This window comes from Bradyrhizobium sp. 153 (assembly GCF_023073835.1).
GTDB lineage: Bacteria > Pseudomonadota > Alphaproteobacteria > Rhizobiales > Xanthobacteraceae > Bradyrhizobium.
The window spans coordinates 289642-313184 of the sequence record NZ_JADPKH010000074.1 but is presented as its reverse complement, the minus strand read 5'-3'; the positions used below and the strand labels follow the sequence as shown (position 1 = coordinate 313184).

At 64.6% G+C, this 23543-nt stretch carries 20 protein-coding genes and 1 pseudogene; 10 read left to right on the top strand and 11 right to left on the bottom strand.

Annotated features, from left to right (window positions below; translation table 11 throughout):
* Positions 1-3: 3 nt before the first annotated feature.
* The 3 genes from pqqC to pqqA form a co-directional block, all read right to left on the bottom strand.
* Positions 4-783 carry a pyrroloquinoline-quinone synthase PqqC gene (pqqC, locus tag IVA91_RS18165; RefSeq protein ID WP_247278362.1) on the bottom strand — a complete coding sequence of 260 codons (780 nt, stop codon included), beginning with the start codon at positions 781-783 and terminating at the stop codon, positions 4-6.
* On the bottom strand, positions 780-1709 hold the full coding sequence (pqqB, locus tag IVA91_RS18160; RefSeq protein ID WP_247278363.1) for a pyrroloquinoline quinone biosynthesis protein PqqB: 930 nt from the start codon (positions 1707-1709) through the stop codon (positions 780-782). Before pqqB ends, pqqC begins: the two co-directional genes overlap by 4 nt.
* Before the next feature lie 129 nt (positions 1710-1838).
* The gene (pqqA, locus tag IVA91_RS18155; RefSeq protein WP_007595659.1) at positions 1839-1919 is read right to left on the bottom strand and encodes a pyrroloquinoline quinone precursor peptide PqqA; all 81 of its coding nucleotides are present in this window, start codon (positions 1917-1919) and stop codon (positions 1839-1841) included.
* 247 nt (positions 1920-2166) lie between these two features.
* Between pqqA and IVA91_RS18150 the strand changes: the two genes are divergently transcribed.
* From IVA91_RS18150 to IVA91_RS18125, 6 genes are all read left to right on the top strand, one after another.
* Entirely contained in the window at positions 2167-2424 is a 258-nt protein-coding gene (locus IVA91_RS18150; protein ID WP_028177529.1) for a hypothetical protein, read from the top strand.
* Between the two features lie 124 nt (positions 2425-2548).
* On the top strand, positions 2549-3949 hold the full coding sequence (locus IVA91_RS18145; RefSeq protein WP_247278364.1) for an amidase family protein: 1401 nt from the start codon (positions 2549-2551) through the stop codon (positions 3947-3949).
* Between the two features lie 2 nt (positions 3950-3951).
* The gene (locus IVA91_RS18140; protein ID WP_247278365.1) at positions 3952-4428 is read left to right on the top strand and encodes a glutathione peroxidase; all 477 of its coding nucleotides are present in this window, start codon (positions 3952-3954) and stop codon (positions 4426-4428) included.
* Between the two features lie 11 nt (positions 4429-4439).
* Positions 4440-4682, top strand: a complete 243-nt coding sequence (locus IVA91_RS18135) for a DUF3297 family protein (RefSeq protein WP_212431912.1) — start codon at positions 4440-4442, stop codon at positions 4680-4682.
* 144 nt (positions 4683-4826) lie between these two features.
* Positions 4827-5996, top strand: a complete 1170-nt coding sequence (gene tarD / locus IVA91_RS18130; protein WP_247278366.1) for a mandelate racemase/muconate lactonizing enzyme family protein — start codon at positions 4827-4829, stop codon at positions 5994-5996.
* 218 nt (positions 5997-6214) lie between these two features.
* Positions 6215-6502, top strand: a complete 288-nt coding sequence (locus IVA91_RS18125; RefSeq protein ID WP_247278367.1) for a GIY-YIG nuclease family protein — start codon at positions 6215-6217, stop codon at positions 6500-6502.
* A 487-nt stretch (positions 6503-6989) separates the two neighbouring features.
* Here IVA91_RS18125 and IVA91_RS18120 read toward each other — a convergent pair whose 3' ends face one another.
* Together IVA91_RS18120 and IVA91_RS18115 are read right to left on the bottom strand one after the other, a co-directional pair.
* Positions 6990-8342 (bottom strand): malonyl-CoA decarboxylase, encoded by a 1353-nt coding sequence (locus IVA91_RS18120; RefSeq protein ID WP_247278368.1) that lies wholly within the window; start codon positions 8340-8342, stop codon positions 6990-6992.
* 291 nt (positions 8343-8633) lie between these two features.
* On the bottom strand, positions 8634-9434 hold the full coding sequence (locus IVA91_RS18115) for a helix-turn-helix transcriptional regulator (RefSeq protein WP_247278369.1): 801 nt from the start codon (positions 9432-9434) through the stop codon (positions 8634-8636).
* A gap of 59 nt (positions 9435-9493) precedes the next feature.
* Between IVA91_RS18115 and IVA91_RS18110 the strand changes: the two genes are divergently transcribed.
* Entirely contained in the window at positions 9494-10666 is a 1173-nt protein-coding gene (locus tag IVA91_RS18110; RefSeq protein ID WP_247278370.1) for an MFS transporter, read from the top strand.
* Between the two features lie 509 nt (positions 10667-11175).
* Positions 11176-13437 (top strand): cation:proton antiporter, encoded by a 2262-nt coding sequence (locus IVA91_RS18105; protein WP_247278371.1) that lies wholly within the window; start codon positions 11176-11178, stop codon positions 13435-13437.
* A gap of 196 nt (positions 13438-13633) precedes the next feature.
* Here the strand turns inward: IVA91_RS18105 and IVA91_RS18100 are convergent, their stop codons facing one another.
* Together IVA91_RS18100 and IVA91_RS18095 are read right to left on the bottom strand one after the other, a co-directional pair.
* Positions 13634-16792, bottom strand: coding sequence for a multidrug efflux RND transporter permease subunit (locus IVA91_RS18100; protein WP_247278372.1), 3159 nt, complete (start codon positions 16790-16792; stop codon positions 13634-13636).
* Positions 16793-16832: 40 nt separating this feature from the next.
* A complete protein-coding gene (locus IVA91_RS18095) occupies positions 16833-18026 on the bottom strand; it encodes an efflux RND transporter periplasmic adaptor subunit (RefSeq protein ID WP_247278373.1) in 1194 nt (397 codons plus the stop codon).
* Positions 18027-18155: 129 nt separating this feature from the next.
* Between IVA91_RS18095 and IVA91_RS37155 the strand changes: the two are divergent.
* Positions 18156-18233, top strand: a pseudogene (locus IVA91_RS37155) (amino acid ABC transporter substrate-binding protein); the annotation flags it as partial.
* A 35-nt stretch (positions 18234-18268) separates the two neighbouring features.
* Here the strand turns inward: IVA91_RS37155 and IVA91_RS18090 are convergent.
* From IVA91_RS18090 to IVA91_RS18080, 3 genes are all read right to left on the bottom strand, one after another.
* The gene (locus tag IVA91_RS18090) at positions 18269-19333 is read right to left on the bottom strand and encodes a hypothetical protein (protein ID WP_247278374.1); all 1065 of its coding nucleotides are present in this window, start codon (positions 19331-19333) and stop codon (positions 18269-18271) included.
* A 92-nt stretch (positions 19334-19425) separates the two neighbouring features.
* Positions 19426-20916, bottom strand: coding sequence for an NAD(P)/FAD-dependent oxidoreductase (locus IVA91_RS18085; protein WP_247278375.1), 1491 nt, complete (start codon positions 20914-20916; stop codon positions 19426-19428).
* 105 nt (positions 20917-21021) lie between these two features.
* Positions 21022-21471, bottom strand: a complete 450-nt coding sequence (locus IVA91_RS18080) for a cupin domain-containing protein (RefSeq protein ID WP_247278376.1) — start codon at positions 21469-21471, stop codon at positions 21022-21024.
* A gap of 187 nt (positions 21472-21658) precedes the next feature.
* On the opposite strand from IVA91_RS18080, the gene IVA91_RS18075 reads away from it, so the two are divergent.
* The gene (locus tag IVA91_RS18075; protein ID WP_247278377.1) at positions 21659-22684 is read left to right on the top strand and encodes an AraC family transcriptional regulator; all 1026 of its coding nucleotides are present in this window, start codon (positions 21659-21661) and stop codon (positions 22682-22684) included.
* Between the two features lie 54 nt (positions 22685-22738).
* Here IVA91_RS18075 and IVA91_RS18070 read toward each other — a convergent pair whose 3' ends face one another.
* Entirely contained in the window at positions 22739-23371 is a 633-nt protein-coding gene (locus tag IVA91_RS18070; RefSeq protein WP_247420462.1) for a cupin domain-containing protein, read from the bottom strand.
* Positions 23372-23543: the final 172 nt, after the last annotated feature.

The window sequence follows — 23543 nt, the reverse complement described above, 5'->3', positions numbered from 1 at the left end:
TCTTCAGCTCGCTTTGGGCACGAAGGCGCCCGGTGGAATGTGGCCCTCGACATAGGCATGATAGAGTGCATCGAGCTGCACCCACAGCACATTGGTTTTGAAGATCAGCGCATTGCAGACCTGCGCGCGCTGCTCCGGCGTCTTGGCGTGCGCCTTGACGTAGTCGAGCGCAAAGCCGGCGTCGCGCGGCGCCTGCGCCAGGCGCCGCTCGAAGTAGCTCATGATATCGGGATTGACGAAGTCGTAGTGCTCCAGCATTCCGGAGATGCGCTCTTCGTGCAGGTTGGGCGCGAACAGCTCGGTGAGCGAGGAGGCGATCGCCTCCAGCGGGCTCTTCTCGCGGCAATAATGGACATAGGCCTCGACCGCAAAGCGCGTCGCCGGCAAGATGCCTTCCGTCGATTCCACGTAAGTCGTGTCGAGCCCGAGGCCTTCGGTCAGCTTCAGCCAGCGCTCGATGCCGCCCTCGCTACCGAGATCGCCGTCATGGTCCTCGATGCGGTGGCGCCATTCCAGCCGTGTGGCGCGGTCGCGGAAGCGCGAGATCACCACCGCGTCCTTGATCGGGATCGTGCTCTGGTAATAGTAGCGGTTGAGCGCCCAGGCCTGCACCTGGCCCTTGTTCAGCTTGCCGCCGTGCAAGAGCTTATGGAACGGATGCAGGCTGTGATAGCGCGTCGCCCCGATATGGCGCAACGTCGCCTCGAGCTCCTCGGCCGAGTTGAGCTTGATGTCCTTGCCGATCGAGAGCGCGGTCATTCCTGTCAGTGACGCGGCATTCACAGCACGATCTCCGTTCCGTCAGCGGGTATTTGCCAGCCCGCTTGTTCAGTGGCTTTCCGCTCGGGTGAAGCGGGCAGCAGTGCCGGGTTCGAGTTATTGATATGCAGAAATATCTTCCTGTCGATAGCGAGATCGGCAAGCCGCGCGATCGCGCCGTCGTCGCCGGACATCGCGACATGGCCCATGCTCTTGCCGGTCTTGTGGCCGAGCCCGGCCCTGATCATCTCGTCGTCGCGCCATACCGTGCCGTCGAAGAACACCAGCGCTGCGCCGTCGATCTCGCCCTTGAGCGCGTCGGTCACCTCGGCGCAGGCGGCGATGAAATAGAAGCACTTGCCGGTTGTCTTGTCCGTGACCTTGAGGCCCAGCGTGTCGCCGTCGCCGGTCGCCCCGCCGGGATGCGCCTTGCCTTCCAGATACCAGGCCGATTTGCCTGATACCGCAAACGGCAGCACCTCGATCCCCGAGCGCGCGCCGTCAGGCAGCCGCGGCTCGAACGGCTCGCCGATTCCGATCGATTGGCGCCGCACGTTCTTCTCGTTCAGCACGTTGAAGATGCTGTTGGCTTTCAGGATCGCCAACACCTTCTCATGCGCATAGACCGTGAAAGGCGAGCCCTCGCGCATCGACAGCAGGCCTGCGACCGCGTCCACTTCGCCGTTGGTGAGGATCACGCCCGCAATCGGCGTATGGCGCAGCGCGCCCGCCCTCGGGTGCAGCTGCGGCGTGGCGTTCAATTGCTGGCGGAGGTCGGGGGAGGCGTTGATCAGGAACCAGTGCTCGCCGTCGCCGCTGAAGGCGACCGACGCCTGGGTTCGCTGAAGCTCATGGCCGCTGGCACGGGCTGCTCGGCAGCCCTCGCAGCCGCAATTCCATTGCGGCACTCCGCCGCCGGCTGCGGCGCCCAGGACGACGACGCGAAGCATGATCCGTCTCCTGGAGGGAACGCTGCGAGGTGGATCTCGGGTCGACACCGAACGCCGACACACATCGTGTCTTCCGGCAACCTATTGTGACCGAAAGATCCACCTGCGCTGAACGCAATCGCCTACCGCTTACTTGCGGGTGGCGCTCACATACATGTTGATTTCCATGCCACAGGGCACTTCGACGATTTTCGGGGCTTTCCAGGCCATTTTGGCTCTCCATTTTCGCGAAATCGGACGTATCCGCCCGCTGGTAAAGTAATGCGGGCGCAAAAGTTCGCCAGTGAAATTTTCCCGAGAAGCCCATGTTGCATCGCGAAAAATGTCGGGGAACGTCACTTCTGATGACCCTGCCTTGCGCATGGCGCATTCGGTCGCGAACCCTGTCCTGATAAAGCGGTTGTGAGTGCAGTGCAGCTTTCAATCCGGTACCGGCGACCCAAACTGGAACTCGGTAATGCCCAGATATTTCTTCAACACCCGTATCGGCGACGAGTTGATCGTGGATCCCGACGGCGAGGATCTGCGCAATCCCGATCGCGCCTGGGAGGTCGCGCGCCAGATGATCCTGGAGGTGGTGAAGTCGGAGGGCGCCCAGCCGGCCCTGCTCGAGGCCGTCATCGAGGTGACCGACGACGACGGGGAAATCGTGCTGGAGTTTCCCTTCACCGAGGCGCTGCTGGACATACCCGACCAGTCCGCGACGCGGCATTAGACGCTCGCGAGCAGCCCGGTCGGCCAATCCAATCCGCACTAGCACCCGGCCTTCATCCCTGCGAAATCCGCATGGCTTTGCCGCCTTCCCGGCGCTAAAAGACCCCGGTCATACGGAGCATGTCATGCAAGATCTCTGGCGCCTGTCGGCCGCCGACCTCGCCACTCTCGTCAAGTCCAAAAAGGTGTCCGCCAGGGAGGCAGCTCAAGCTGGTCTCGCCCGCCTGGACGCCGTCAATCCCGCGCTCAATGCGGTGATCGACCACCGCCCGGACGACGTGATCAAGCAGGCTGACGCCGTCGATGCCGCCATTGCGCGGGGCGAGGACCCCGGTGTTCTCGCCGGTGTGCCCGTCACCATCAAGGCCAATGTCGACCAGGAGGGCTTTGCCACCACCAACGGCTTAAAGCTCCAGCGCGACGTGATCGCGCGCGAGGACAATCCGGTGGTCGCCAATTTCCGGAAATCGGGCGCCATCCTGCTCGGCCGCACCAATTGCCCCGCCTTCTCCTATCGCTGGTTCACCACCAATCTGATCCATGGCGACACCAAGAACCCCCGCGATGCCTCGCTGACTCCAGGCGGATCCTCCGGCGGCGCCGGCTCGGCGGTTGCAGCCGGCATCGGCCACATCGCCCACGGCACCGACATTGCCGGCTCGATCCGCTATCCCGCCTATGCCTGCGGCGTGCACGGCCTGCGGCCGACGCTCGGCCGCATTCCCGCTTTCAATCCGGCGCTGCCGGAGCGCCCGATCGGGCCGCAGATCATGGCCGTGTCCGGCCCCCTGGCGCGCACCGTCAACGACTTGCGAATTTCACTCGCCGCGATGTCGGCCCGCGACGTCCGTGATCCCTGGTTCGTGCCGGTGCCGCTGGAAGGCCCGGCCAGGCCGAAGCGCGCCGCGCTCTGCCTCAATCCGGGCGGCCTTGCTACCGCGCCGGAGGTGAAGGCCGCGGTGAGCGATGCCGGCAAGCGACTGGAGCGCGCGGGCTGGACCGTCGACATCATCGAGGACACGCCGCCGATGCGCGAAGCGGTCGAGTGGCAGATCAAGCTCTGGCTCGGCGATGGCTATGAGGCGCAGCTTGAGATGGCCGAGCGCGAGGGCGATCCCGGCGCGCTGGCGTGCCTGCGCGGCAACCGCAGCAGGGTAACACCAATGGACCAGGCGAATTACGCGAAGGCGCTGACCCGAAGAGCCACGTTGACCCGCGAATGGATGCTGTTCTTCGAACAATATGCGGTGCTGCTGACGCCGGTCTCTGGCGAGCTGCCGTTCCCCGATCATCTCGACCGCAAGGGCGATGAATCCTTCAAGCGCGTCTGGGAAGCGCAGCTGCCACAGATCGCGATTCCCTTCATGGGCCTGCCAGGCCTCGTGGTCTCCACCGGTCTCGTCGGCAAGGCGCCGGTCGGCGTACACATCGTCTCCGGCCGCTATCGCGAGGATCTGTGCCTGCTCGCGGGCGAGGCGATCGAGGCCGGCGGCGTGCCGCCGTCGCCGATCGATCCCGTGGGCTAGCGATGACTGCCATCTATGACTTCAAGGCCAACTCGCTTGCCGGCGAGGAGGTGCCGATGCGCCGCTTCGAGGGGCAGGTGCTCTTGATCGTCAACACCGCGAGCAAATGCGGCTTCACGCCGCAATATCGCGGTCTGGAGGATCTCTATCGCGATCTGTCGCCGCGCGGCTTTTCGGTGCTCGGCTTTCCCTGTAACCAGTTCGGCGCGCAGGAGCCGGGACAGGCGAGCGAGATCCAGGAATTCTGTTCGACCCACTACGATGTCACCTTCCCGCTATTCGAGAAGATCGACGTCAACGGCGCCAATGCGCACCCTCTGTATGAGTACCTGAAACGGCAGCAATCCGGACTTCTCGGCGCCTCCATCAAATGGAATTTCACCAAATTCCTGGTGGATCGTGCCGGCAAGGTGGTCGCGCGCTACGCGCCGACCGCGCGGCCCGAAGGATTGCGGAATCAAATCGAAACACTGTTGTGAGCGAGACAATCATGAGCGACGAATTTCCAGACCGCCTGTCGGTCGATCCGAACAGCCCCTATTACAACGCGGACATCCTGGCGCGCGATGTCGGCATCCGCTTCAAGGGCATCGAGAAAACCAATGTCGAGGAATACTGCATCAGTGAAGGCTGGGTCCGCGTCGCCGCCGGCAACGCCAAGGATCGCTATGGCAACCCGCTGACCATCAAGGTGCACGGGCCGGTCGAGCCGTACTTCCGGGATAAGAAGTAAGCACGCCGTTCGCCCCACACTCTGTCGTCATGCCCGGGCTTGACCCGGGCATCCACATTTTCGAACTTGCTCCGTGGCAAAGACGTGGATGGCCGGGTCAAGCCCGACCATGACGAGCGGAGAGATCCAGCCAGGAAGACCCCCATGTCCGTCCGCATCGTCGACGTCCGCGAGATCACAAAACCGATCTCCTCGCCGATCCGCAACGCCTATATCGACTTTACCAAGATGACGACGAGCTTGGTTGCCGTCGTCACCGACGTCGTGCGCGAGGGAAAACGCGTCGTCGGCTACGGCTTCAACTCCAACGGCCGCTACGGGCAGGGCGGCCTGATCCGCGAGCGCTTTGCCTCGCGCATTCTCGAAGCCGATCCGAAGTCGCTGCTCGATGCCGCGGGCGACAATCTCGACCCCGATAAGGTCTGGGCCGCGATGATGACCAACGAGAAGCCGGGCGGCCATGGCGAGCGCTCGGTCGCGGTCGGCACCATCGACATGGCGGTGTGGGACGCGGTGGCGAAGATCGCCGACAAGCCGCTGTTTCGCCTGCTTGCCGAGCGTCACGGCGTGACCGCCAATCCGCGCGTCTTCGTCTATGCCGCCGGCGGCTATTATTATCCCGGCAAGGATCTGTCGATGCTCCGTGGCGAGATGCGCGGCTATCTCGATCGCGGCTACAACGTCGTGAAGATGAAGATCGGCGGCGCGGCGATCGAGGAGGACCGCAGCCGCATCGAGGCGGTGCTGAAGGAGATCGGCAGGGACGCGCAGCTCGCCGTCGACGCCAACGGCCGCTTCAACCTCGAGACCGGCATCGCCTACGCAAAAATGCTGCGCGATTATCCCTTGTTCTGGTACGAGGAGGTCGGCGATCCCCTCGACTACGCGCTGCAAGCCGCGCTCGCCGAGTTCTACCCGGGCCCGATGGCGACCGGCGAAAACCTGTTCAGCCATCAGGACGCCCGCAACCTGATCCGTTACGGCGGCATGCGCCCCGACCGCGATTGGCTGCAATTCGACTGCGCGCTGTCCTATGGCCTGTGCGAATACCAGCGCACGTTGGAGGTGCTGAAGACCTACGGCTGGTCCCCCAGCCGCTGCATCCCGCATGGCGGCCACCAGATGTCGCTCAACATCGCGGCCGGCTTGGGCCTCGGCGGCAACGAAAGCTACCCCGACCTGTTCCAGCCTTACGGCGGTTTCCCGGCCGGCGTCCGCGTCGAGAACGGCCACATCACCATGCCCGACCTCCCCGGCATCGGCTTCGAAGGCAAGTCGGACCTCTACAAGGAGATGAAGGCGCTGGCGGAGTAGTGTTGGGTTGAGGCGCGACGGCCGCGCTACAATCTCCGTCGTTGCGAGCGCAGCGAAGCAATCCAGAATCCTTCGGCGGAAGCAGTCTGAATTGCTTCGTCGGTTCGCTCCTTGCAATGACGAGGTGGTGACAGCGTGCGCTTTGTCGCGCCACTCGCAGCCTGTGCTCGCAATCGCCTCTTGGTTGTGATAGCCTTCTCTCGCAAAAGAGGGTGGTCATGAAGCAGCCCTGCGTCTACATGTTCGCCAGTCGGCGCAACGGGACGATCTACACGGGCGTCACCTCGAATCCGCCGCGTCGTGCGTTCGAGCATCGCGAGGGTCTGGTGAAGGGGTTCTCGTCTAAGTACGGTTGCAAGCTCCTCGTCTGGTACGAGCTGCACGCGACCATGACCGACGCGATAGCACGCGAGAAGCAGATCAAGGGCGGTAGCCGGGCCAAGAAGCTCGCGCTGATCGAGAGCGCTAATCCAGACTGGATGGATTTGTACGAGACGCTGATCTGACTGCAGGGGGGCGGCTGGGCGAGACAGTCGCCACGCACCCTGTCATTGCGAGCGCCAGCGAAGCAATCCAGAATCGTTCCGCGGCAGCGGTCTGGATTGCTTCGTCGCAAGGGCTCCTCGCAATGACAGTGGAGAGAGCGAAAGCCACGCGGACGCCTTGGTCCTCCGCGAACGGCAGGTCGGGATAGGCGAGTTGCTGCAACGCACTCCGTCATTGCGAGCGAAGCGAAGCAATCCAGAGTCTCTCTGCGGAGGAAGTCTGGATTGCTTCGTCGCAAGGGCTCCTCGCAATGACGGTGGAGAGAGCGAGAGCCACGCGGACGCCTTGGTCCTCCGCGAATGGCAGGTCGGGATAGGCGAGTTGCTGCAACGCACTCCGTCATTGCGAGCGAAACGAAGCAATCCAGAGTCTCTCTGCGGAGGCAGTCTGGATTGCCTCGTCGCAAGAGCTCCTCGCAATGACGGTGTGGCGCGAGCAAGCGCCCCCCTACGACAACCGCATATCCAGCAGCCTTCGTCCTTCGCCCTTCAGCAGCTTCTTCACCGCGCTCGACGCCACGACCTCGCCGTCGTTGGCGTAGGCTTCGTGGTTCTTCTCGATGTCGTCGAGGCGGTAGAGATAGTTGACCATGACGCCGGCGGACTCGCGCACGCCCTTGGGCGAGAGGTCCCCTAACCAGTTGATGCGCTCGAGCCTGGCGCCATTGCCGAGATGGAAGCGGGCGACGGAATCGATCAGCTTGCCCTTCGGCGTGCGCGCCTTCAGGAAATAGTGCGCCGCGAGCGGTTCCAGAACGCTGCGGAGCAGCGTGGTCGTCTCAGGGTTCTCGAACCATTTGGGATCGTCGAGACGCTTCAACATCTCACGGTCCTCGTCCGATAGCGGCAGCTCCTTGTCCTGCTTCACCCATGGCATGAAGCCCGGCACCGGCGACAGCGTCACGAAAGTGTCGAGCTTCGGCAGCTCGCGGCGCAGCTCCTCCACCACCTGCTTGATCAGGAAGCTGCCGAAGGAAATGCCGCCCAGGCCGCGCTGGGTGTTGGAGATCGAATAGAACACCGCGGTGCGCGCGCGCTCGATCGGCAGGTGCTGGCGATCGACCGCAAGCAATGGCGCGATTGCCCCCGGAATGGTCTCGGTCAGCGCCACCTCGACGAAGATCAGGGGTTCGTCGACCATCGCGGGGTGAAAGAAGGCGTAGCAGCGGCGGTCGACCGGATCGATGCGGCGGCGCAGATCGTCCCAATCGGAGATCTCATGCACGGCTTCGTAACGGATGATCTTTTCGAGGATGTTGGCCGGGGTCGACCAGTCGATCCTGCGCAGCACGAGAAACCCCCTGTTGAACCACGAAGAGAGAAGATGCGAGACGTCGCGGTCGAGCGCGGCGAGATCGGTGTGCCCGTTCATCATGCCGAGCAGGTCGGCCCGCATGCTGACGAGATCGCCGGTGCCGCCCGGCGCGCGGTTGAGGCGGCGGATCAGCTCCTGCCGCCGCGGCTCGGAAGCGAAATGCAGCGAGCTCGCGTCCTCATCGGTGGGCTGGGCACGCCATTTCTCGATCGCCCTGGACAGCCGTTCCCGATCCGGGCCGAAATCGCGCACCAGCGCCTCGAAGAAGGCACGGCGTCCGGCCGCATCCAATTCCCGGTAGAGGTCGAGCACCTCGCGCGCCATCGCGGTGCCCGAGGCTTCGCCGCGGCCCGAGAGCAGCGCGTCGCAAAGCGCGATCAGCCCGGCGGCATCGCGTCTGGTGTTCAAGCCGTCGCTGCGGCGAAGCAGCGTGCGGCCGCGCTCGGAGATGGTGGCGAGCAGGTCGGAGAAGAAGGCGTTGGCCATCTGGGCTTTCGTGTCAGGTTTGTGCGATGCGGGAGCTTACATCGGATTTAGGCCGAAGCCGATCACAATCAAGCAGGGGAATGCGGCATCTTTCGTCGGGCACTGCGTTGGGAGAATGGCGGCATGCCCGGTGGGAGCGGGCATCCGGTGACATTTGGAGAAGAACGAAGCTCCCTCAAACACCGTCATTGCGAGCGCAGCGAAGCAATCCAGAGTCCCTCCGCCGAGAAAGTCTGGATTGCTTCGTCGCAAGGGCTCCTCGCAATGACGGGTTCGGAGGGTACGGCCGCCTTACCCCTTCCCCGCAAATTCCGTCGGTGTGCGCCCCGTCACCTGCCGGAACGCGGCCGAGAACGCCGGCACGCTGGCATAACCGAGCGATGTGGCGAGCTGCTTCACCGATACGGTGGCATCGGTCGACAGAAGCTGGATCGCCGCGGCGATGCGGGCACGCTGGCACCAGCTCTTGAAGCTGAGCTGCGTTTCCGTCGAGAACAGCCGCGACAGCGTGCGCGCGGAGGTTCCGACCTCGCGCGCCAGCGTGTCGATGTCGTGCAGGCCGGTGGGATCGTCGAGCACGATCATCGCGGCGCGGCGGCATCGCACTTCGCGCGGCAACGGCACGAAGGTCGCGGAATCCTCGGCCTGGTGCAATTCCAGCATCACGAGGCGAACCAGCAGTTCGGTTCGCGCCTCGGTGTTGCGGGCGTCGAACAGCGCCAGGATCGCCTGGTGCAGCAGCGGCGACACCCGCACCACGAACTCCTTGGTCAGTCCCTCGTAACGCTGCTCGCGCTTGAGCCAGGGCAGGTCGAAATACAGCGTGCGCATCTCGATGTCGGCGAGCAGGTCGATGGCATGCTCGAGCCCGGCCGGGACCCAGACCGCGCGGTCCGGCGGCACCAGCCAGCGCCCGCCGGGCGTCGTCACCTGCATGGTGCCCTTGGCGGCATAGACCAGCTGCGCCTCGCGGTGCAGATGCGGATCGAGCCGCAAGCCTTTGGGATAGTCGCGCGCGACCAGGTGCACGCCCGCGGTCGAGCGGCGGTTGCCCCGGACCTCCCGGAGGATTGGCGTTTCGACGACACTCATTGGCGGCATCCCATCATTCGCCCGACATATAACTGATTTCGGTGCAGGAGAGGATTCGTATGAACAACCCCAGCCGGGTCATCAGTTTCGTCAATGCCGGCCATTTCATCGACCATTATGCGATGCTGATCTTTGCCGCCGCCGTGATCATCATGGGGCCGGCGCTCGGCATGGCCTATTCGGAACTTCTGCCCTATGCGACGCCGGGCTTCGTCGCCTTCGGTGCAGGCTCGCTGCTCACCGGCTGGCTTGGCGACCGCTGGAGCCGCCGCCACATGATGCTGATCTTCTTCGTCGGCATCGGCGCGTCCATGATCGCGGTCGGCTTCGCGACGAGCCCGGCGCAGCTCGGCGCGGCACTGCTCGCGATCGGCATTTTTGCCTCGATCTATCATCCTGTCGGCACCGCGATGATCGTGTCCTATGCCGATAAGCTCGGCCGCGAGATGGGGCTCAACGGCGTCTGGGGCAATCTCGGCGTTGCCTCCTCAGCGCTGGTCACCGGCGTGATCGGCCAATATCTCGGCTGGCGCTTCGCCTTCATCGTTCCCGGCGTCGTCACCATCCTGATCGGCATCGCCTTTGCGCTGACGGTCGTGCATGAGGACCGCAAGGGTGCCAAGCAGGCGGCGGCGCAGGCGCGCGTCGCCAAGCAGGACATGTGGCGCGTGATCCTGGCGCTGCTGATCGTGGTGATCGCGATCTCGACGACCTTCAACGCCGTTACGGTGGCGCTGCCAAAGCTGTTTGCCGAGCGGCTCTCGGACCTGACCAAGAGCCCGGCGCTGCTCGGTGTCATCGCGGCCGGCGTCTACGTGTTCGGCGCGATGACGCAGTATACGATCGGGCGGCTGCTCGACCGCTATTCGCTGAAGACGGTGGCGCTGCCGCTGTCCTTCATGCTGGCGCCATTCCTGTATCTGGCCGCCAGCATGTCCAATCTGCCGCTGATCGTGGTCTCGATCGGCATCGTCATGGGCGCGTTCGGGCAGGTCACGGTGAACGATGCCATGGTCGGCAAATACACGACGGAGGAGTGGCGCTCGCGCGCCTATGCGGTGCGCTATTTCGTCGGCTTCACCGCGGCCGGCGCCTCGGTCGGCTTGGTCGCCTGGCTCTACGAGCAGGGCGGCTTCGTCACCATGCTGCACGCCTTCGCCGCCCTCTGCCTGCTGGCGATCGCCGCCGCGCTAATCCTGCCGCGCGAGATCCGGACATCGCAGGCGGCGTGAGGTAGCCGACTCGCGCCGCGTGGCTCCGTCCCGTAGCCCGGATCGAGCGAAGCGCAATCCGAGGCGTTTCACCGCGCGGCTAGAACCCGGATTTCGCTGCGCTTCATCCCGGCTACGCGCTGCGTCCGCGGCACGAACGGGCCTAAGGCGGGGACTCTCTCCACATCGTCATTTTGCGAGCGAAGCGAAGCAATCCAGAATCTTGCCGCAGAGGGACTCTGGATTGCTTCGTCGCAAGAGCTCCTCGCAATGACGGAAGATGAGGAGGCACCCGGCCCATGCCAGCTACGATGCCATTCTGCCAGTGTTTTGCCCGACGTAGCAAGCCGTTTCGGTAAAATCGAGATTTCGTGAGGTTTCTCAACTCCATCTCTACTGTGCATGGGGTTGTTTTCGCACTTTTCGTTTTTTGACTCCGCCGCGCGCGCGGAACCCGCTCCGCCTCCTGCGGGTTCTACCCCTCTCGCCCCGGCGCTGCGCCGGACAGATGAAGGGGGAATGACACCTGCATGCAGTGGAGCCTGCTCCGACCGGTCGGCCTTGTCCCCGCGGCGCTTGTCCTCACCACCATTGCGGCGAGTGCCGAGGGCGGCAAATCGGCCGGCCCGTCCGAATTCCTCCTGGTGGCGCAGATCGTGTTGCTGATCGCGGTCGGCCGCGGTCTCGGCGAGCTCATGCAGCGCATCGGCCAGCCCTCGGTGATCGGCGAACTGCTCGCCGGCATCATCCTGGGGCCGTCGCTGTTCGGCTGGATCTGGCCCGAGGCCCAGCACGCGATCTTTCCCAAGACGCCCGAACAGAAGGCGATGATCGACGGCATCGCCCAGTTCGGCATTCTGCTGCTGCTGCTGCTGACCGGCATGGAGACCGACCTCAAGCTGGTCCGGAAGGTCGGCAGGGCGGCGATCGCGATCTCGATTGCCGGCATCCTCGTGCCCTTCGCCTGCGGCTTTGCGCTCGGCGAATTCCTCCCCGATGCGCTGCTGCCCGATCCGCAAGCGCGCCTCGTGGCCTCGCTGTTCATGGGCACGGCGCTGTCGATCTCGTCTGTGAAGATCGTCGCCGTGGTCGTGCGCGAGATGAATTTCATGCGCCGCAATGTCGGGCAGATCATCGTCGCGACCGCCGTCATCGACGACACCATCGGCTGGATCATTATCGCCGTCATCTTCAGCCTGGCCTCGCACGGCACGCTTGACTTCGGCTCCGTGGCGAAAGCCGTGCTGGGGACGCTCGCCTTCCTGGCCGTCAGCTTCACCATCGGCCGCCGCCTGGTGTTCCAACTGATCCGTTGGGCCAACGACAATCTCGTCAGCGCAGCCGCGGTCATCACGGTGATCCTGCTGTTGATGAGCGTCATGGCAATGATCACGCATCTGATCGGGGTGCACACCGTGTTGGGTGCCTTCGTCGCCGGCATCCTGGTCGGGGAGTCCCCGATCCTGACCCGGCAGATCGACGAGCGCCTGCGCGGCCTGATCTCGAGCTTCTTCATGCCGGTGTTCTTCGGCCTCGCCGGGCTCAGCGCCGATCTCTCGGTGCTTCGCGACCCCAATCTGCTGATGCTCACCGGCCTGCTGGTCGTGATCGCCAGCGTCGGCAAGTTCGGCGGCGCGTTCGTCGGCGGCACCGTGGGCGGGTTGAATGCGAGGGAATCGCTGGCGCTCGCCAGCGGCATGAACGCGCGCGGCTCGACCGAGGTCATCATCGCGACCATCGGCCTCTCCATCGGCGTGCTCAGCCAGAACCTGTTCACGATGATCGTGACCATGGCGATCTTGACCACGATGGCGATGCCGCCGATGCTGCGCGCGGCGCTGGCAAAGCTGCCGATGAACCAAGAGGAGAGGGAGCGGCTGGAGCGGGAAGAATTCGAGAGACGCGGCTTCATCGCCAATCTCGAACGTCCTTTGCTCGCTGTCGACGACAGCGTCAACGCCACCTTCGCCGCCCACGTCGCGGGCCTGATCGCCGGCATGCGCGGCCTGCCGATCACCGTTCTGCACATCGGCGAGCGCGCCAAGGAAAAGGACAAGGGCGAGGACGAGAGCCACGAAGCCGTGGTGAAGAAGGCCGCCGAAACCGTCTCCGCCAGTGGTGACGGGAATGCCGGCAGCGTCGATGTCGTTACCCGGGCCAGGCGCGCAGAGCTGGCCGAAACCATTGCCGACGAAGCACGCAAGGGCTTTGATCTCCTCGTCGTCGGCATCGACAAGGTCGCTGCCGCCAAGGATCGCTTCAATCGGAAGATCGAGGACATCGCCGCCGAGTTCGAGGGGCCGCTCGCGATCGTGGCGGCCAAGGGCAAGCACCTGAAGCAGCCGATACCCGACGCCCTCAACATCCTCGTTCCGGTTTCCGGCAGCGGCATCTCCAAGCGCGGCGCCGAGGTCGCGGTGGCGCTGGCGCAGGCCGGCTCAGGCTCGCTCCGCGTGATCTATGTGGCGACGACGCGCGACAAGGGCGCGCAGCGGGGCACCTCCCGCGGATTGAGCCAGGAGACCGGCATCCTCAAGGACACCAGCGATCTCGCCGCCCGCTACGAGGTCGACATCACCACGACGCTGCGCGTGAACCGGGCGCCGGAGGCGGCGATCCTGCGCGAGATCGACACCACCGACGTCGACCTCGTGGTCATGGGCGTCGACCGGATCGAGGCCAATCATCTCTCCTTCGGCGGCGTCGCCGCCGCCGTGCTGAGGCAGTCGAAGGCCTCGGTGCTGCTGGTGTCGAGCGGCGAGGCGCAGCGGCCGCCGGCGGAGAAGGCTTAGTGGGGTGGACTGGAGCCGCGCCGACGGTGCGCTCCCTCTCCCGCTTGCGGGAGAGGGTCGGGGAGAGGGTGTCTCCTCATCGGGACACTCCCCAAGAGGAGAGAGCGCTCACCCGCCGCGCTCCGCGCGTCGACCTCTCCCGCAAGCGGGAGAGGTCGCAGCGAGCCCGGAGCCTCGCCGGTGCACCCAACGGCGCTTAAGGCTTCACCTCCGCCGCCGCTTTCACCTTCACCACCTTCTTCGACGCCCGCCAGTTCTCGAAGCGCTGCACCACCACGAAGAAGGCCGGCACGAACAACACCGCGAGGCAGGTCGAGGCCAGCATGCCCGAGAACACGGTGATGCCGATGGACTTGCGCGCGCTGGCGCCGGCACCGGTGGCCAGCACTAGCGGCACCACCCCAAGGATGAAGGCGAACGACGTCATCAGGATCGGACGGAAGCGGGCGCGCGCGGCCTCGATCGCGGAGTCCAGGATCGGCTTGCCGTCGCGGCCGTGCAGCTCGAGCCCGACCTCGACGATCAGGATCGCGTTCTTGGCCGAGAGCGCGATCAGCAGGATCAGCCCGATTTGGCAATAGAGGTTGTTGTCGATCTTGAGCCCGCTGAGGATCAGCATCGGCCCGAGCAGCGACAGCGGCACGGCGAGGATCACGGAGATCGGCGCGTACCAGCTCTCATACTGCCCGGCGAGCACGAGATAGACCAGCAGCATGGCGAGGCCGAACACCCAGTAGATCTGGTTAGAGACCGCCTTCTCCTGGTAGGACATCGCGGTCCATTCATAGCCGGTGCCCGGCGGCAGCGTCTTATCCGCGATCTCCTCCATCAGCTTCAGCGACTGCCCGGAGGAATAGCCCTGCGCCGGCAGGCCGATCACGGTCGAGGACGGATAGAGATTGTAGAGGCTGATCAGCGACGGACCGGTGGCCGCCGTGATCTTGGCGACGGTGCCGATCGGGATCATGTCGCCGTTCGAGTTGCGGACCTGCATGTTGGCGATGTCGCGCTCGGTGACACGGAAGGCCGGATCGGCCTGGGTGTAGACCTGGAACACGCGGCCGAACTTGTTGAACTGGTTGACGTAGGACGACCCCAGATAGGTCGATAGCGCCGAGAACACCTGATCGGTGGTCACATGCAGCGTCTGGGTCTTGACGCGGTCGATCTCGACGTTGAATTGCGGCACCGAGGAGCGGAAAGAGGACTGCACGCGCTGCAGCGCGCTCTGACTCTGGCCGTTACTGACCATCGCTCCGGTGATCGCTTGCAGCTTGGCGAAATCGCTATTGCCGTCGCGCAGCTCGACCTGCATCGAGAAGCCGGCGGCATTGCCGATGCCCTGGATCGGCGGCGGCGGCAAGACGATGGTGCGCGCCTCCATGATAGTCGCGAGCTTGTCGTTGAGCCCGTACACCAGCGAGCGCAAATCCTCTCCGGGTCCTTTGCGCGCCTCCCAATCCTTCAGGATGATGTAGGCGACGCCGGTATTGGCGAGGCTGGCGCTGTTGTCGAGCGCGGAGATGCCGGCGATGGTGATGACCTGCTGGACGCCGGGCGTGTCCTTGATCAGCTCGCTGGCTCTGTCGAGCACGGCTTGGGTCCGCTCCAGGGCGGCGCCGTCGGGCAGCTGCACGGCCGCGATCAGATAGCCCTGGTCCTCGATCGGCAGGAAGCCGGTCGGCACCCGCGACAGGCCATAGCCGCCGATCCCGATCAGGACCAGCGCTACCGCGACCGAGACAGTGGCGTGTCTGACCAGGAAGCCGATCAAGCGGGTGTAGCCGCGTTCGAGCCTGTTATAGACGGCATTGAAGCCGCGGTAGAAGAAATTGCGCTGTTCCGGCGGCACCGCCGGCCGCAGCCAGAGCGCACACTGCGTCGGCTTCAGCGTCGCCGCGTTGATGGCGGATAGAAGAGCGGTCGCGGCGATCACCAGCGCGAATTGCGAATAGATGCGCCCGGTCAGCCCCGCGAGGAACGAGGCCGGCAGAAACACCGAGATCAGCACCAGGGTGATGCCGACGATCGGCGCGAACAGTTGATCCATCGCCTTGATCGCGGCGTCGTGGCCGTTCATGCCCTGCTCGATGTTGTGGGCGGCGCCTTCGACCACGACGATGGCGTCGTCGACGACGATGCCGATCGCGAGCACGATCGCAAACAGCGTCGACATGTTGATGGTGAAGCCGAGCGCCGCCATCGCAGCGAATGCGCCGATGATGGTCACCGGCACGGTGGTCGCCGGAACCAGCATCGCGCGCCAATCCTGCAAGAAAACCAGGATCACGACCAGCACGAGCAAGCCGGCCTCGATCAGCGTCATATAGACCTCGTGCACCGAGGCCTCCACGAACTTGGTGGTGTCGAACGGCGTGTCGTACTTGATGCCTTCCGGGAAGCGCTTGGCGAGTTCCGCCATCTTCTTCTCGACCGCCTGCTCGACCTGGAGCGCGTTGGCGCCGGGCGACTGGAATACGCCGATGCCGACTGCCGGCTGCTTGTTGAGCGAGAAGATCTGGCTATAGGTCTGCGCGCCCAATTCGACCCAGCCGACGTCGCGCACGCGCGTGACGTCGCCGCTGCTGCCCGTCTTGACGATGATATTCTCGAACTGGCTGGTGTCGTCGAGCCGGCCATTGACGTTGAGTGTGTATTGGAACGCTTGGCCCGGCGGCGTCGGCGGCGCGCCGACCTGGCCGGCGGAGACCTGCTGGCTCTGCTGCTGGATCGCCTGGATGACGTCCTGCGGCACGAGGCCACGGACCTGCAGCTTGTTCGGATCGAGCCAGACTCGCATCGAATATTGGCCTGCGCCAAACACCGTGACGTTGCCGACGCCGGGCAGGCGCGAGAGCTCGTCGCGAATGTTGATGGTGGCGTAGTTGCTCAAATACAGGCTGTCGTACTTCGCGTCGGGCGAGGTCAGGGTCACGAACAGCAGGATCGAGGTCGACCGCTTCTGCACGGTGACGCCCTGGTTCTGCACCGCCTGCGGCAGTTGCGACAGCGCGCTGGAGACGCGGTTCTGCACCAGCACCTGCGCGAAATTGAGGTCAGTGCCGATCTTGAATGTGACAGTCAGCGTATAAGTGCCGTCGGAGCCGCTGTAGGACTGCATGTAGAGCATGTCCTCGACGCCGTTGACCTGCTGCTCGATCGGCAGCGCCACGGTGTCGATCACGGTCTTGGCGCTGGCGCCGGGATAGCGGGTGGTGACCTGCACCGTCGGCGGCACCACGTCGGGATATTGCGCAATCGCGAGGTTGAACAGCGCGACGCCGCCGATCAGGATCATCAGAAGCGCGATTACGTTCGAGAGGACCGGCCGCTCGATGAAGAACTTTGAGATCATGGCTGGCGACCCCTCACTTGCAGAACTTACTTGGCAGATATTACTTGGCAGACGCCTGCGGCTGCTCGATCTTCGTTGTTTGCGGGTCGATCTTCTGACCCGGAATCACCCGCAGCAACCCTGCGATGACCACGCGGTCCTCCGGCTTCAGGCCGCTCTCGATCACGCGTAGGCCATTGTCGACGGGACCGATCTGCACCTTGCGATGCTCGACGACGTTGTCGCTGTTGACCACCAGCAGATAGCGGCCACCCTGGTCGCTCCCGAGCGCGGTGTCGGGAACGAGCAGCGCGGTCTTCTCCTGATCGAAGGGCACGCGAACGCGGACGAAATAGCCGGGCAATAGCACCCGCTTGTCATTGGGGACGAGGCCGCGCACCGCCAGCGTGCCCGTCGATTGGTTGAGGGTCGGCGAGACGTAGTCGAGATGGCCTTCATGCGGATAGCCGGTCTCGGTCTGGAGGCCGAGCTGGATCGGAAATTGCTTGAGGTCGGCCGGCGTCAGTCCCCGGCGAGCCGCCTCGGCGCGGATGCGCAGTACGTCCTGCTCGTTGACGGTGAAGTTCACGTAGATCGGGTCCATCGCGACGATGGTGGCGAGCTGGGTCGGGGAGGACACGCCGACGAGCTCGCCGATCGAGACCATGTGGGCGCTGACGACGCCGTCGAACGGCGCGGTCACCTTGGTGTAGCCGTAATTGACCTCGGCAATTCGGGTGTTGGCCTGCGCCTGCTGGAGACTGGCCTGCGCGTTGTCGCGGTTGGACGTTGAGGTGTCGAGTGTCGCCTGTGACACCGCCTGGCGCTGCACCAGCTCGGCTTGCCGCTTGTAGTCGGCTTCCGCCTGCCGGAGCGAGGCCTGCGCGCCGGCTTCGGCCGCCTGCGCCTGCTCGAGCTTGAGCTTGTAGGTCTCCGGCTCGATGGTGAAGAGCTGGGTGCCCTGCTTGACGAAGGTGCCGTCTTGATAGTCGATCGATTGCAGAAAACCTTGCACGCGCGCGACGAGATCGACGCTCTTGATCGGGGCGGTGTTGCCGGTCGCCTCGATATAGCGCGTTACGGCGCGCTGCACGGGCGTTGCCACGTCCACCTTGGGCGGCGGTGGGGCCACGAACGTGTTCTTGTCCTCGCAGCCGGCGAGCAGCACAACGGCGCTTGCCGTTGCCAAGGCCCGCGCGACATGTCTCCACCCTTCGTTACGTCGTGCGGGAGATGCGGGATTCGCGCGCGTCATTCGGTGGCCCCCCGATTGCTGTCTGTCGGTGCGGCAGGCTACCAACAAATGCCCCGCCGTGGAACACCATAGCCATGGCAGTCAAAGGCCTTGCGCTGCAAACGGTGGCATGCCCTTTGACAGGTTTGTCATGAGGCCGCGACGAACGGCACGCTGCGCAAGCCCTATGACAACAACGGCCTGAAGGATGCGCCGATCCGGACGGAATATGATGGTTCTCCACGTTGTAGTGCGCCGAACCCTCAGCGCACCCTGATCTCGGCATATTTCCCCATGGCCCGCTCGAACTTGCGGTTGAACAGCCACATCGCAGCGAGAATCTCCCGGAAGCTGGCCGAGCTTCGCGATCGATCGGCCTGTCCGAACGCGAAGATGCTGTTGTTGCGCAGGTGCTTCATGACCGTTGGACTGGACACCCGGTAATTCAGGAGATCCCCCGACTTGAGCGCGGATCTGGTCGGGGTGGGCACGATCTGGATCAGCTCGAACAGCTTCATCTGGTCGATCGGGTCGGGCAGCGTCTTCACGATCCCGGGGATATCCCGGAACAGATCGGCATGCGCGTTCATCACGCCGTTGCGCACATTGGTCCAGTGATTGAAGCGCTGATCGGTGCCGCGGGTGCGCGCCTCCTCCTTGTCGTGGCGCGCGCTCAGTTCGGGATCGATCGCCCCCTTGAGGGCTTCCCATTTCCTGCGGCCGTTGCGGTCCTCGGAGGGGCCGGTCTGGAAGCTGCCCATATAGGTGTTCGAGCGCGCATTGCGGACATTCTGCTTGCCGTTGGTCTCGGCGAAGAACAGGCCGAGGCTGATGCGCCCCGCGACTTCCGCGTGTTCAGGTGCAAGCCCCTTGGCGCGCGCGATCGCGAAGGCGAGATCGGCGACGTCCTTGAACGGCGTCGGCGAGTTTTGCGCTCCGGCGGGCGGTGCCTCCATGATGTCGAATAGCCTCGAATATTCGTCGATCAGCGGCTCGATATCTGCATCGAAATAGGCCGGGGGAATTTCGAACTTGTTGGGCTTTCCGATTCTGGACGGAATGGCGTCGGTGAGATCCTTGTAGGTGCTGATGACGGCGATGCGCGCCAGGTACAGCGGCTGGCCCGGCAGGCTCGGCAGCGGCTGCTTCGCCTCGATCTGGCGCCGCCGCTCGGCCAGGATCGATTTGAAGTCGGCCAGCGCCCGCTGGTAGGCGGCGAGCGCCTCGGATTGCCGGGACGTGAGCGTGCCCTGCTGTCCGCTGGCGGGTGCCGTGACAAGGAAGGCGAGCGCCGCAAGCGCTCCGGCGGCAAGACGTCTGAACTCCATGGCCGGTTCCTGTCGATTCGTTGGCCAGGAAGATCGTAAGCATCGGACGCGCGGGCTGGCGAGCAAATCTCGCTCAGCCCCGATCCGTCCTCTTACGCCACGCGATAATCCGGCGCCGTGGCCAGGAACTTGGCATAGGCATCGGCGTCCGGCGGCAGGAAACGCCCTTTGAGCCCGCCGCACTTCTGGTTCTTCGCGCCGATGTCGGCCATCAGCTCGTCGAAATGACGGTAGTGATAGGGTGCGACGCAGAGGCCGCCATAGACGCCCGCGGCCGGCCGTTCGACACGCTTGAAGTGCAGCATCATCTCGATGTTGGCATGCATGGCTTGCGCCGTCGGCTGGTTGGCGAGCTGGCCGTCGGCATAGCGCACCAGCCAGTTGGCGGCGAGATCGGCGCAGAGTACCGTGCAGAACGACGAGTTGAAGCCAACGAAGCCGAGCTCGGGCAGGTCGGGGTTGGCGATCAGGCGATAGAGCCGGTACTGCCCGTCGGCATCGACCAGTTTCTGCTGATAGGCCGCGGGCAGGAACGGCACGCCGAGCTTGTAGCCGATCGCGAGCACGGTGATATCGGCTGGAACGCGCTCGCCACCGCTCATTACGATGCTGTCGCCGTCAAAATGATCGAACGTGCCGAACACCTCCTTGATGCGGCCGTCGGCGACCATCGGATAGAAGCCTGGCGTTGCGATCGGCACCGAGCAGTTGACGCCGTCCTCGATCCGCTCCTTCGGCACCATGTTGCACCGACTGAGCTTGAGCTGCGCCTTCAACAGGCTCTCCAGCCCGCGCCAGTTCGCCCACACCAGCGGCGCGGCGAGTCGGTGGGCGAGCCGGGCCATCGTGCTGATGCCCCAGCCGGGAAACATCTCCTCCTGCACGCGGATGTAGAGGATGCGCTTGAAGTTGACGAGACCGCCGATGAAATAGGGAATGCGCCAGACCGGCTCGCGCATCACGATCGTCACCTCGCGCGCGCCTGCGTTTACCGCGTTCACGGCGATGTCGGTCGCCGACTTCGAGCCGCCGAGCACGACGACGCGGCGCCCCTTTGCCAGGGCGGCATCGTTGTATTTCGACGAATGCAGGATCTGGCCGCCCTGGGCCAGAAAGCCGTCCTCGCCGGGGCAATGCAGCTCGCGCGGCTCGTTGAACTGGCCGGTGCAGACAGCGACGAAATCGAAGTCCTCGTTCGTTGTCATGCCATTCTTGCCGCTGAGCGCGAGTGTCCAGCCGGGCTTGCCGTCGGCACGGCGCGCCATGCCGGCGACCGCCGTGTTGAGGCGCAGCATGCGGTCGAGGCCAAAGCTCCTCGCGTAATCGACGAGATAGGCGTGGACCTGTGGCCCGGTCGGCCATTCCGGATAGGCGTCCGGCATGGCGCGGTCGGTGTAGCGGTAGAGCTCCTTCGGGCTCTGCGTCTGCACTTCGGGATAGGAGCGCGCCGGCTCCCAGACGCCGCCGAGATCGCCGCTGCGTTCGATGATGGTGACGCGGTGACCGCGGATGGAGAACGCCTTTGCGGCGGCCAGGCCGGAGACACCGGCGCCGATCACGCAGACATGCTTGGGGCTGACCATGGGATTGCTCGCAACCAATGTGTTTCGCGCGCAAGCGGCAACGATCGGCCGCAAGGCGCGGCCGTCGGAGCTGCAAGCTGATGAACGTGGATGGGACGCGGACGCCTAGTCGTTGGCCTCGGGCGGCAGGAAGTCCACCTCGTGCAGCGCCGAGATACGCACCACTTCGGCAGGGTCGGTCAGATTGTGCAACCGGTTGAAGAGCGCCTCCAGCTTCTGCATCGGCGAGACCCAGAACAACGCGCGGCAGGGCTTGTCGGACTTGTTGAAATAGCCGTGCGGGATGCCGCGCGGCATGCGCACGAGATCGCCGGCGTGGGCCTTGACCCATTGGCCGTCGAGCTTGAGGTCGAGCGTGCCTTCCTGCACCAGGATGAACTCGTCCTGAGTCGGATGGATGTGCACCGGCACGAACTGGCCGGGATCGCTGTTGGTCTCGAATGCGAAGGTGGAGTCGGTGACGGCTTTGGGGAAATAGACTTGACCAAGGATGTTCCAGCTCTTGCCGCCATAGCCCGTGCCGTTTGCGGTAATGCCCTTTTCGAGTGCAGTCATGCGCGCCTCCTCATGGATTCCGGCGGGGATGGAGCTTCGGCCGCTCGTGGCCGCCTGTCTATCCGCCAAACGAATCTGCACGCGGCTATTGCCGTGCAGCACGACGATTTTGCGGATGCGGCCCTTTTCGCCTCTGGGGAACTATTATAGGCTTAAAGCAATTCCGTGACGCGAAGCGTGGTCGACGATGTCCGCAGCCGTGCTGGAAATGAGCGCGAGACCATCCGCAGCCGAACGGCTTTCGGATTTCGCCCGCGTTACCACAGATGACGTCGATGAAGCGGCCGAGCAGATTGGGCGCATCTTCTGTCCGCACGATCTCAAGCCGATGTGTGCACGCGCCGCCGGCTTCTCCGCCCGGCACAATTGCGCGGCGTTCGACGGCTTTTCCATCAACTATGTCGCCTATGGCGGATCGGTCAGCATCGATCCGGGCTGTCTCGAGCGCTTCTTCCTGGTGCAGGTCCCGCTCACGGGCAGCGCCAGCATTCGGGCCGGCATCTGTGAGCTCGACGCGGCGCCTGACCGGACCGCGTCACTGCTGTCGCCGACGATCCCGACGCGGATGATTTGGGCCGACTGCGCCCAAGCGATCCTGTTGCTCGACCGCCGTTTGGTCGAGCAGCGCGCCGCGGCACTGTCGGGCAGGGCAGCCAGCACGATGGAGTTCGATCCTGTGATCGACCTCGACGCGCCGTCCGGGCGGGCGTTGCGAGCCAGCCTTGCCGAGCTGATCACGCTCGCCGAACGTTTCGGTCCCGCCGGCAGGCTGTCAGCGGTCGCGATGGCCGATTGGCGCGAGGTTCTGCTCGATCACCTCCTCAATGGCCAGCGGCATGGCCTGTCGGATGCGATCAGGACGTTTTCGGGCCAGGCCGAGCGTCTGCCGCGTGCGCTGCGCGTTGCGCGGGACCATCTCGCGGATAATGCCGGCGAACCGCTCGACCTCGCGCAGCTCGCCTGCGCGTCCGGCATCGGCATCCGCGCGCTCCAGCTCGGCTTCCGCCGTCACTTCGGCCTGTCGATCTCGCAGATGCTGCTCGACATGCGCCTCGCCAGCCTTCACGTCCGGCTCGCGCATGCCGCGCCCGATGCCTCCATCACCGAGATCGCCTTCGACCTCGGCTTCACCCATCTCGGCCGCATGGCCGGCGCCTACCGCGAAAAATTCGGCGAGTCGCCGTCGGCCACGCTGCGGCGCCGGATCAGCTAGAGCGCGACGAAGCCAGGCGCGGCGGTCCGTGTCACCAGCAATGGAAGCCGCGTGTCATCCCGCCGGCGGATCGGTCTGGCGCAGCGTCGTGACCCAGATCGCGCGCGCCACCTGCTGGGTCGGGTTGTCGAACATGTGCGGCACGATGCTCGGAAAGCGAAAGCTGTCGCCGGCCTCCAGCAGATGGGCCTGGTTGTCCAGCCACAGCCGCAGGCTCCCCGAGAGGATATAGCCGGCCTTCTCGCCGTTGTGTTGCAGGAAGTCGGTGCCGGAGGAGGCGCCGGGATTGAGCGTGAGCTCGTAGAGTTCGAGCTGGCCCTTGCCGTCAGGCGTGAGCGCTTCCTTGACGACGCCGCTGGCGGTGAGCCGCAGCAGCCGCCGGTTATTCTTGCGCACGATGTAGCGCTGTACGTCGGCCGGATCGCTGCTCTCGAAGAAATACGAAATGGGAACGTCGAGTGCGATGCTGAGCAGACGCAGCGTGCGGATCGACGGCATGGCCCGCGCACGTTCGAGCTGGCTGATCATGCCGGTGGAGAGGCCGGTCTTGTTGGCGACGTCCTGGATCGAAAGCCCGGCGCGCTGACGTAGCAGCCGCACGGACTCGCCGAGGCGCTGGTCGACCGCATCGTCGACCTGGATCGTCGGGACGTCCTTCGGACCGTTCGTATCGCCGCGACCATCCATGTCGCTCTCCCATGCATCATCTCAGCCCCGGACCGCATCGGATCGAGCTTTAGTCGGAGTGAAAAGGTCGCGCATACTAGCAATGCGATTGACAGCTGTATTTAGTCATGATGAAATTTTGGCTGAAAAATTTAGAAGCACTAAAGCCCACTCCTGTCCCTCCGCCGGGGTC

Bases quoted from the DNA above. Each gene is read 5' to 3' on its own strand.
- IVA91_RS18085 (WP_247278375.1), bottom strand. From the start codon at position 20,916: ATGGTCAGCCCCAAGCATGTCTGCGTGATCGGCGCCGGTGTCTCCGGC.
- IVA91_RS18090 (WP_247278374.1), bottom strand. From the start codon at position 19,333: ATGGAGTTCAGACGTCTTGCCGCCGGAGCGCTTGCGGCGCTCGCCTTC.
- IVA91_RS18140 (WP_247278365.1), top strand. From the start codon at position 3,952: ATGACTGCCATCTATGACTTCAAGGCCAACTCGCTTGCCGGCGAGGAG.
- IVA91_RS18105 (WP_247278371.1), top strand. From the start codon at position 11,176: ATGCAGTGGAGCCTGCTCCGACCGGTCGGCCTTGTCCCCGCGGCGCTT.
- IVA91_RS18100 (WP_247278372.1), bottom strand. From the start codon at position 16,792: ATGATCTCAAAGTTCTTCATCGAGCGGCCGGTCCTCTCGAACGTAATC.
- IVA91_RS18080 (WP_247278376.1), bottom strand. From the start codon at position 21,471: ATGACTGCACTCGAAAAGGGCATTACCGCAAACGGCACGGGCTATGGC.
- IVA91_RS18115 (WP_247278369.1), bottom strand. From the start codon at position 9,434: ATGAGTGTCGTCGAAACGCCAATCCTCCGGGAGGTCCGGGGCAACCGC.
- IVA91_RS18125 (WP_247278367.1), top strand. From the start codon at position 6,215: ATGAAGCAGCCCTGCGTCTACATGTTCGCCAGTCGGCGCAACGGGACG.
- pqqA (WP_007595659.1), bottom strand. From the start codon at position 1,919: ATGGCCTGGAAAGCCCCGAAAATCGTCGAAGTGCCCTGTGGCATGGAA.
- IVA91_RS18120 (WP_247278368.1), bottom strand. From the start codon at position 8,342: ATGGCCAACGCCTTCTTCTCCGACCTGCTCGCCACCATCTCCGAGCGC.
- IVA91_RS18145 (WP_247278364.1), top strand. From the start codon at position 2,549: ATGCAAGATCTCTGGCGCCTGTCGGCCGCCGACCTCGCCACTCTCGTC.
- IVA91_RS18135 (WP_212431912.1), top strand. From the start codon at position 4,440: ATGAGCGACGAATTTCCAGACCGCCTGTCGGTCGATCCGAACAGCCCC.
- IVA91_RS18110 (WP_247278370.1), top strand. From the start codon at position 9,494: ATGAACAACCCCAGCCGGGTCATCAGTTTCGTCAATGCCGGCCATTTC.
- IVA91_RS18070 (WP_247420462.1), bottom strand. From the start codon at position 23,371: ATGGATGGTCGCGGCGATACGAACGGTCCGAAGGACGTCCCGACGATC.
- pqqB (WP_247278363.1), bottom strand. From the start codon at position 1,709: ATGCTTCGCGTCGTCGTCCTGGGCGCCGCAGCCGGCGGCGGAGTGCCG.
- IVA91_RS18095 (WP_247278373.1), bottom strand. From the start codon at position 18,026: ATGACGCGCGCGAATCCCGCATCTCCCGCACGACGTAACGAAGGGTGG.
- tarD (WP_247278366.1), top strand. From the start codon at position 4,827: ATGTCCGTCCGCATCGTCGACGTCCGCGAGATCACAAAACCGATCTCC.
- IVA91_RS18150 (WP_028177529.1), top strand. From the start codon at position 2,167: ATGCCCAGATATTTCTTCAACACCCGTATCGGCGACGAGTTGATCGTG.
- IVA91_RS18075 (WP_247278377.1), top strand. From the start codon at position 21,659: ATGTCCGCAGCCGTGCTGGAAATGAGCGCGAGACCATCCGCAGCCGAA.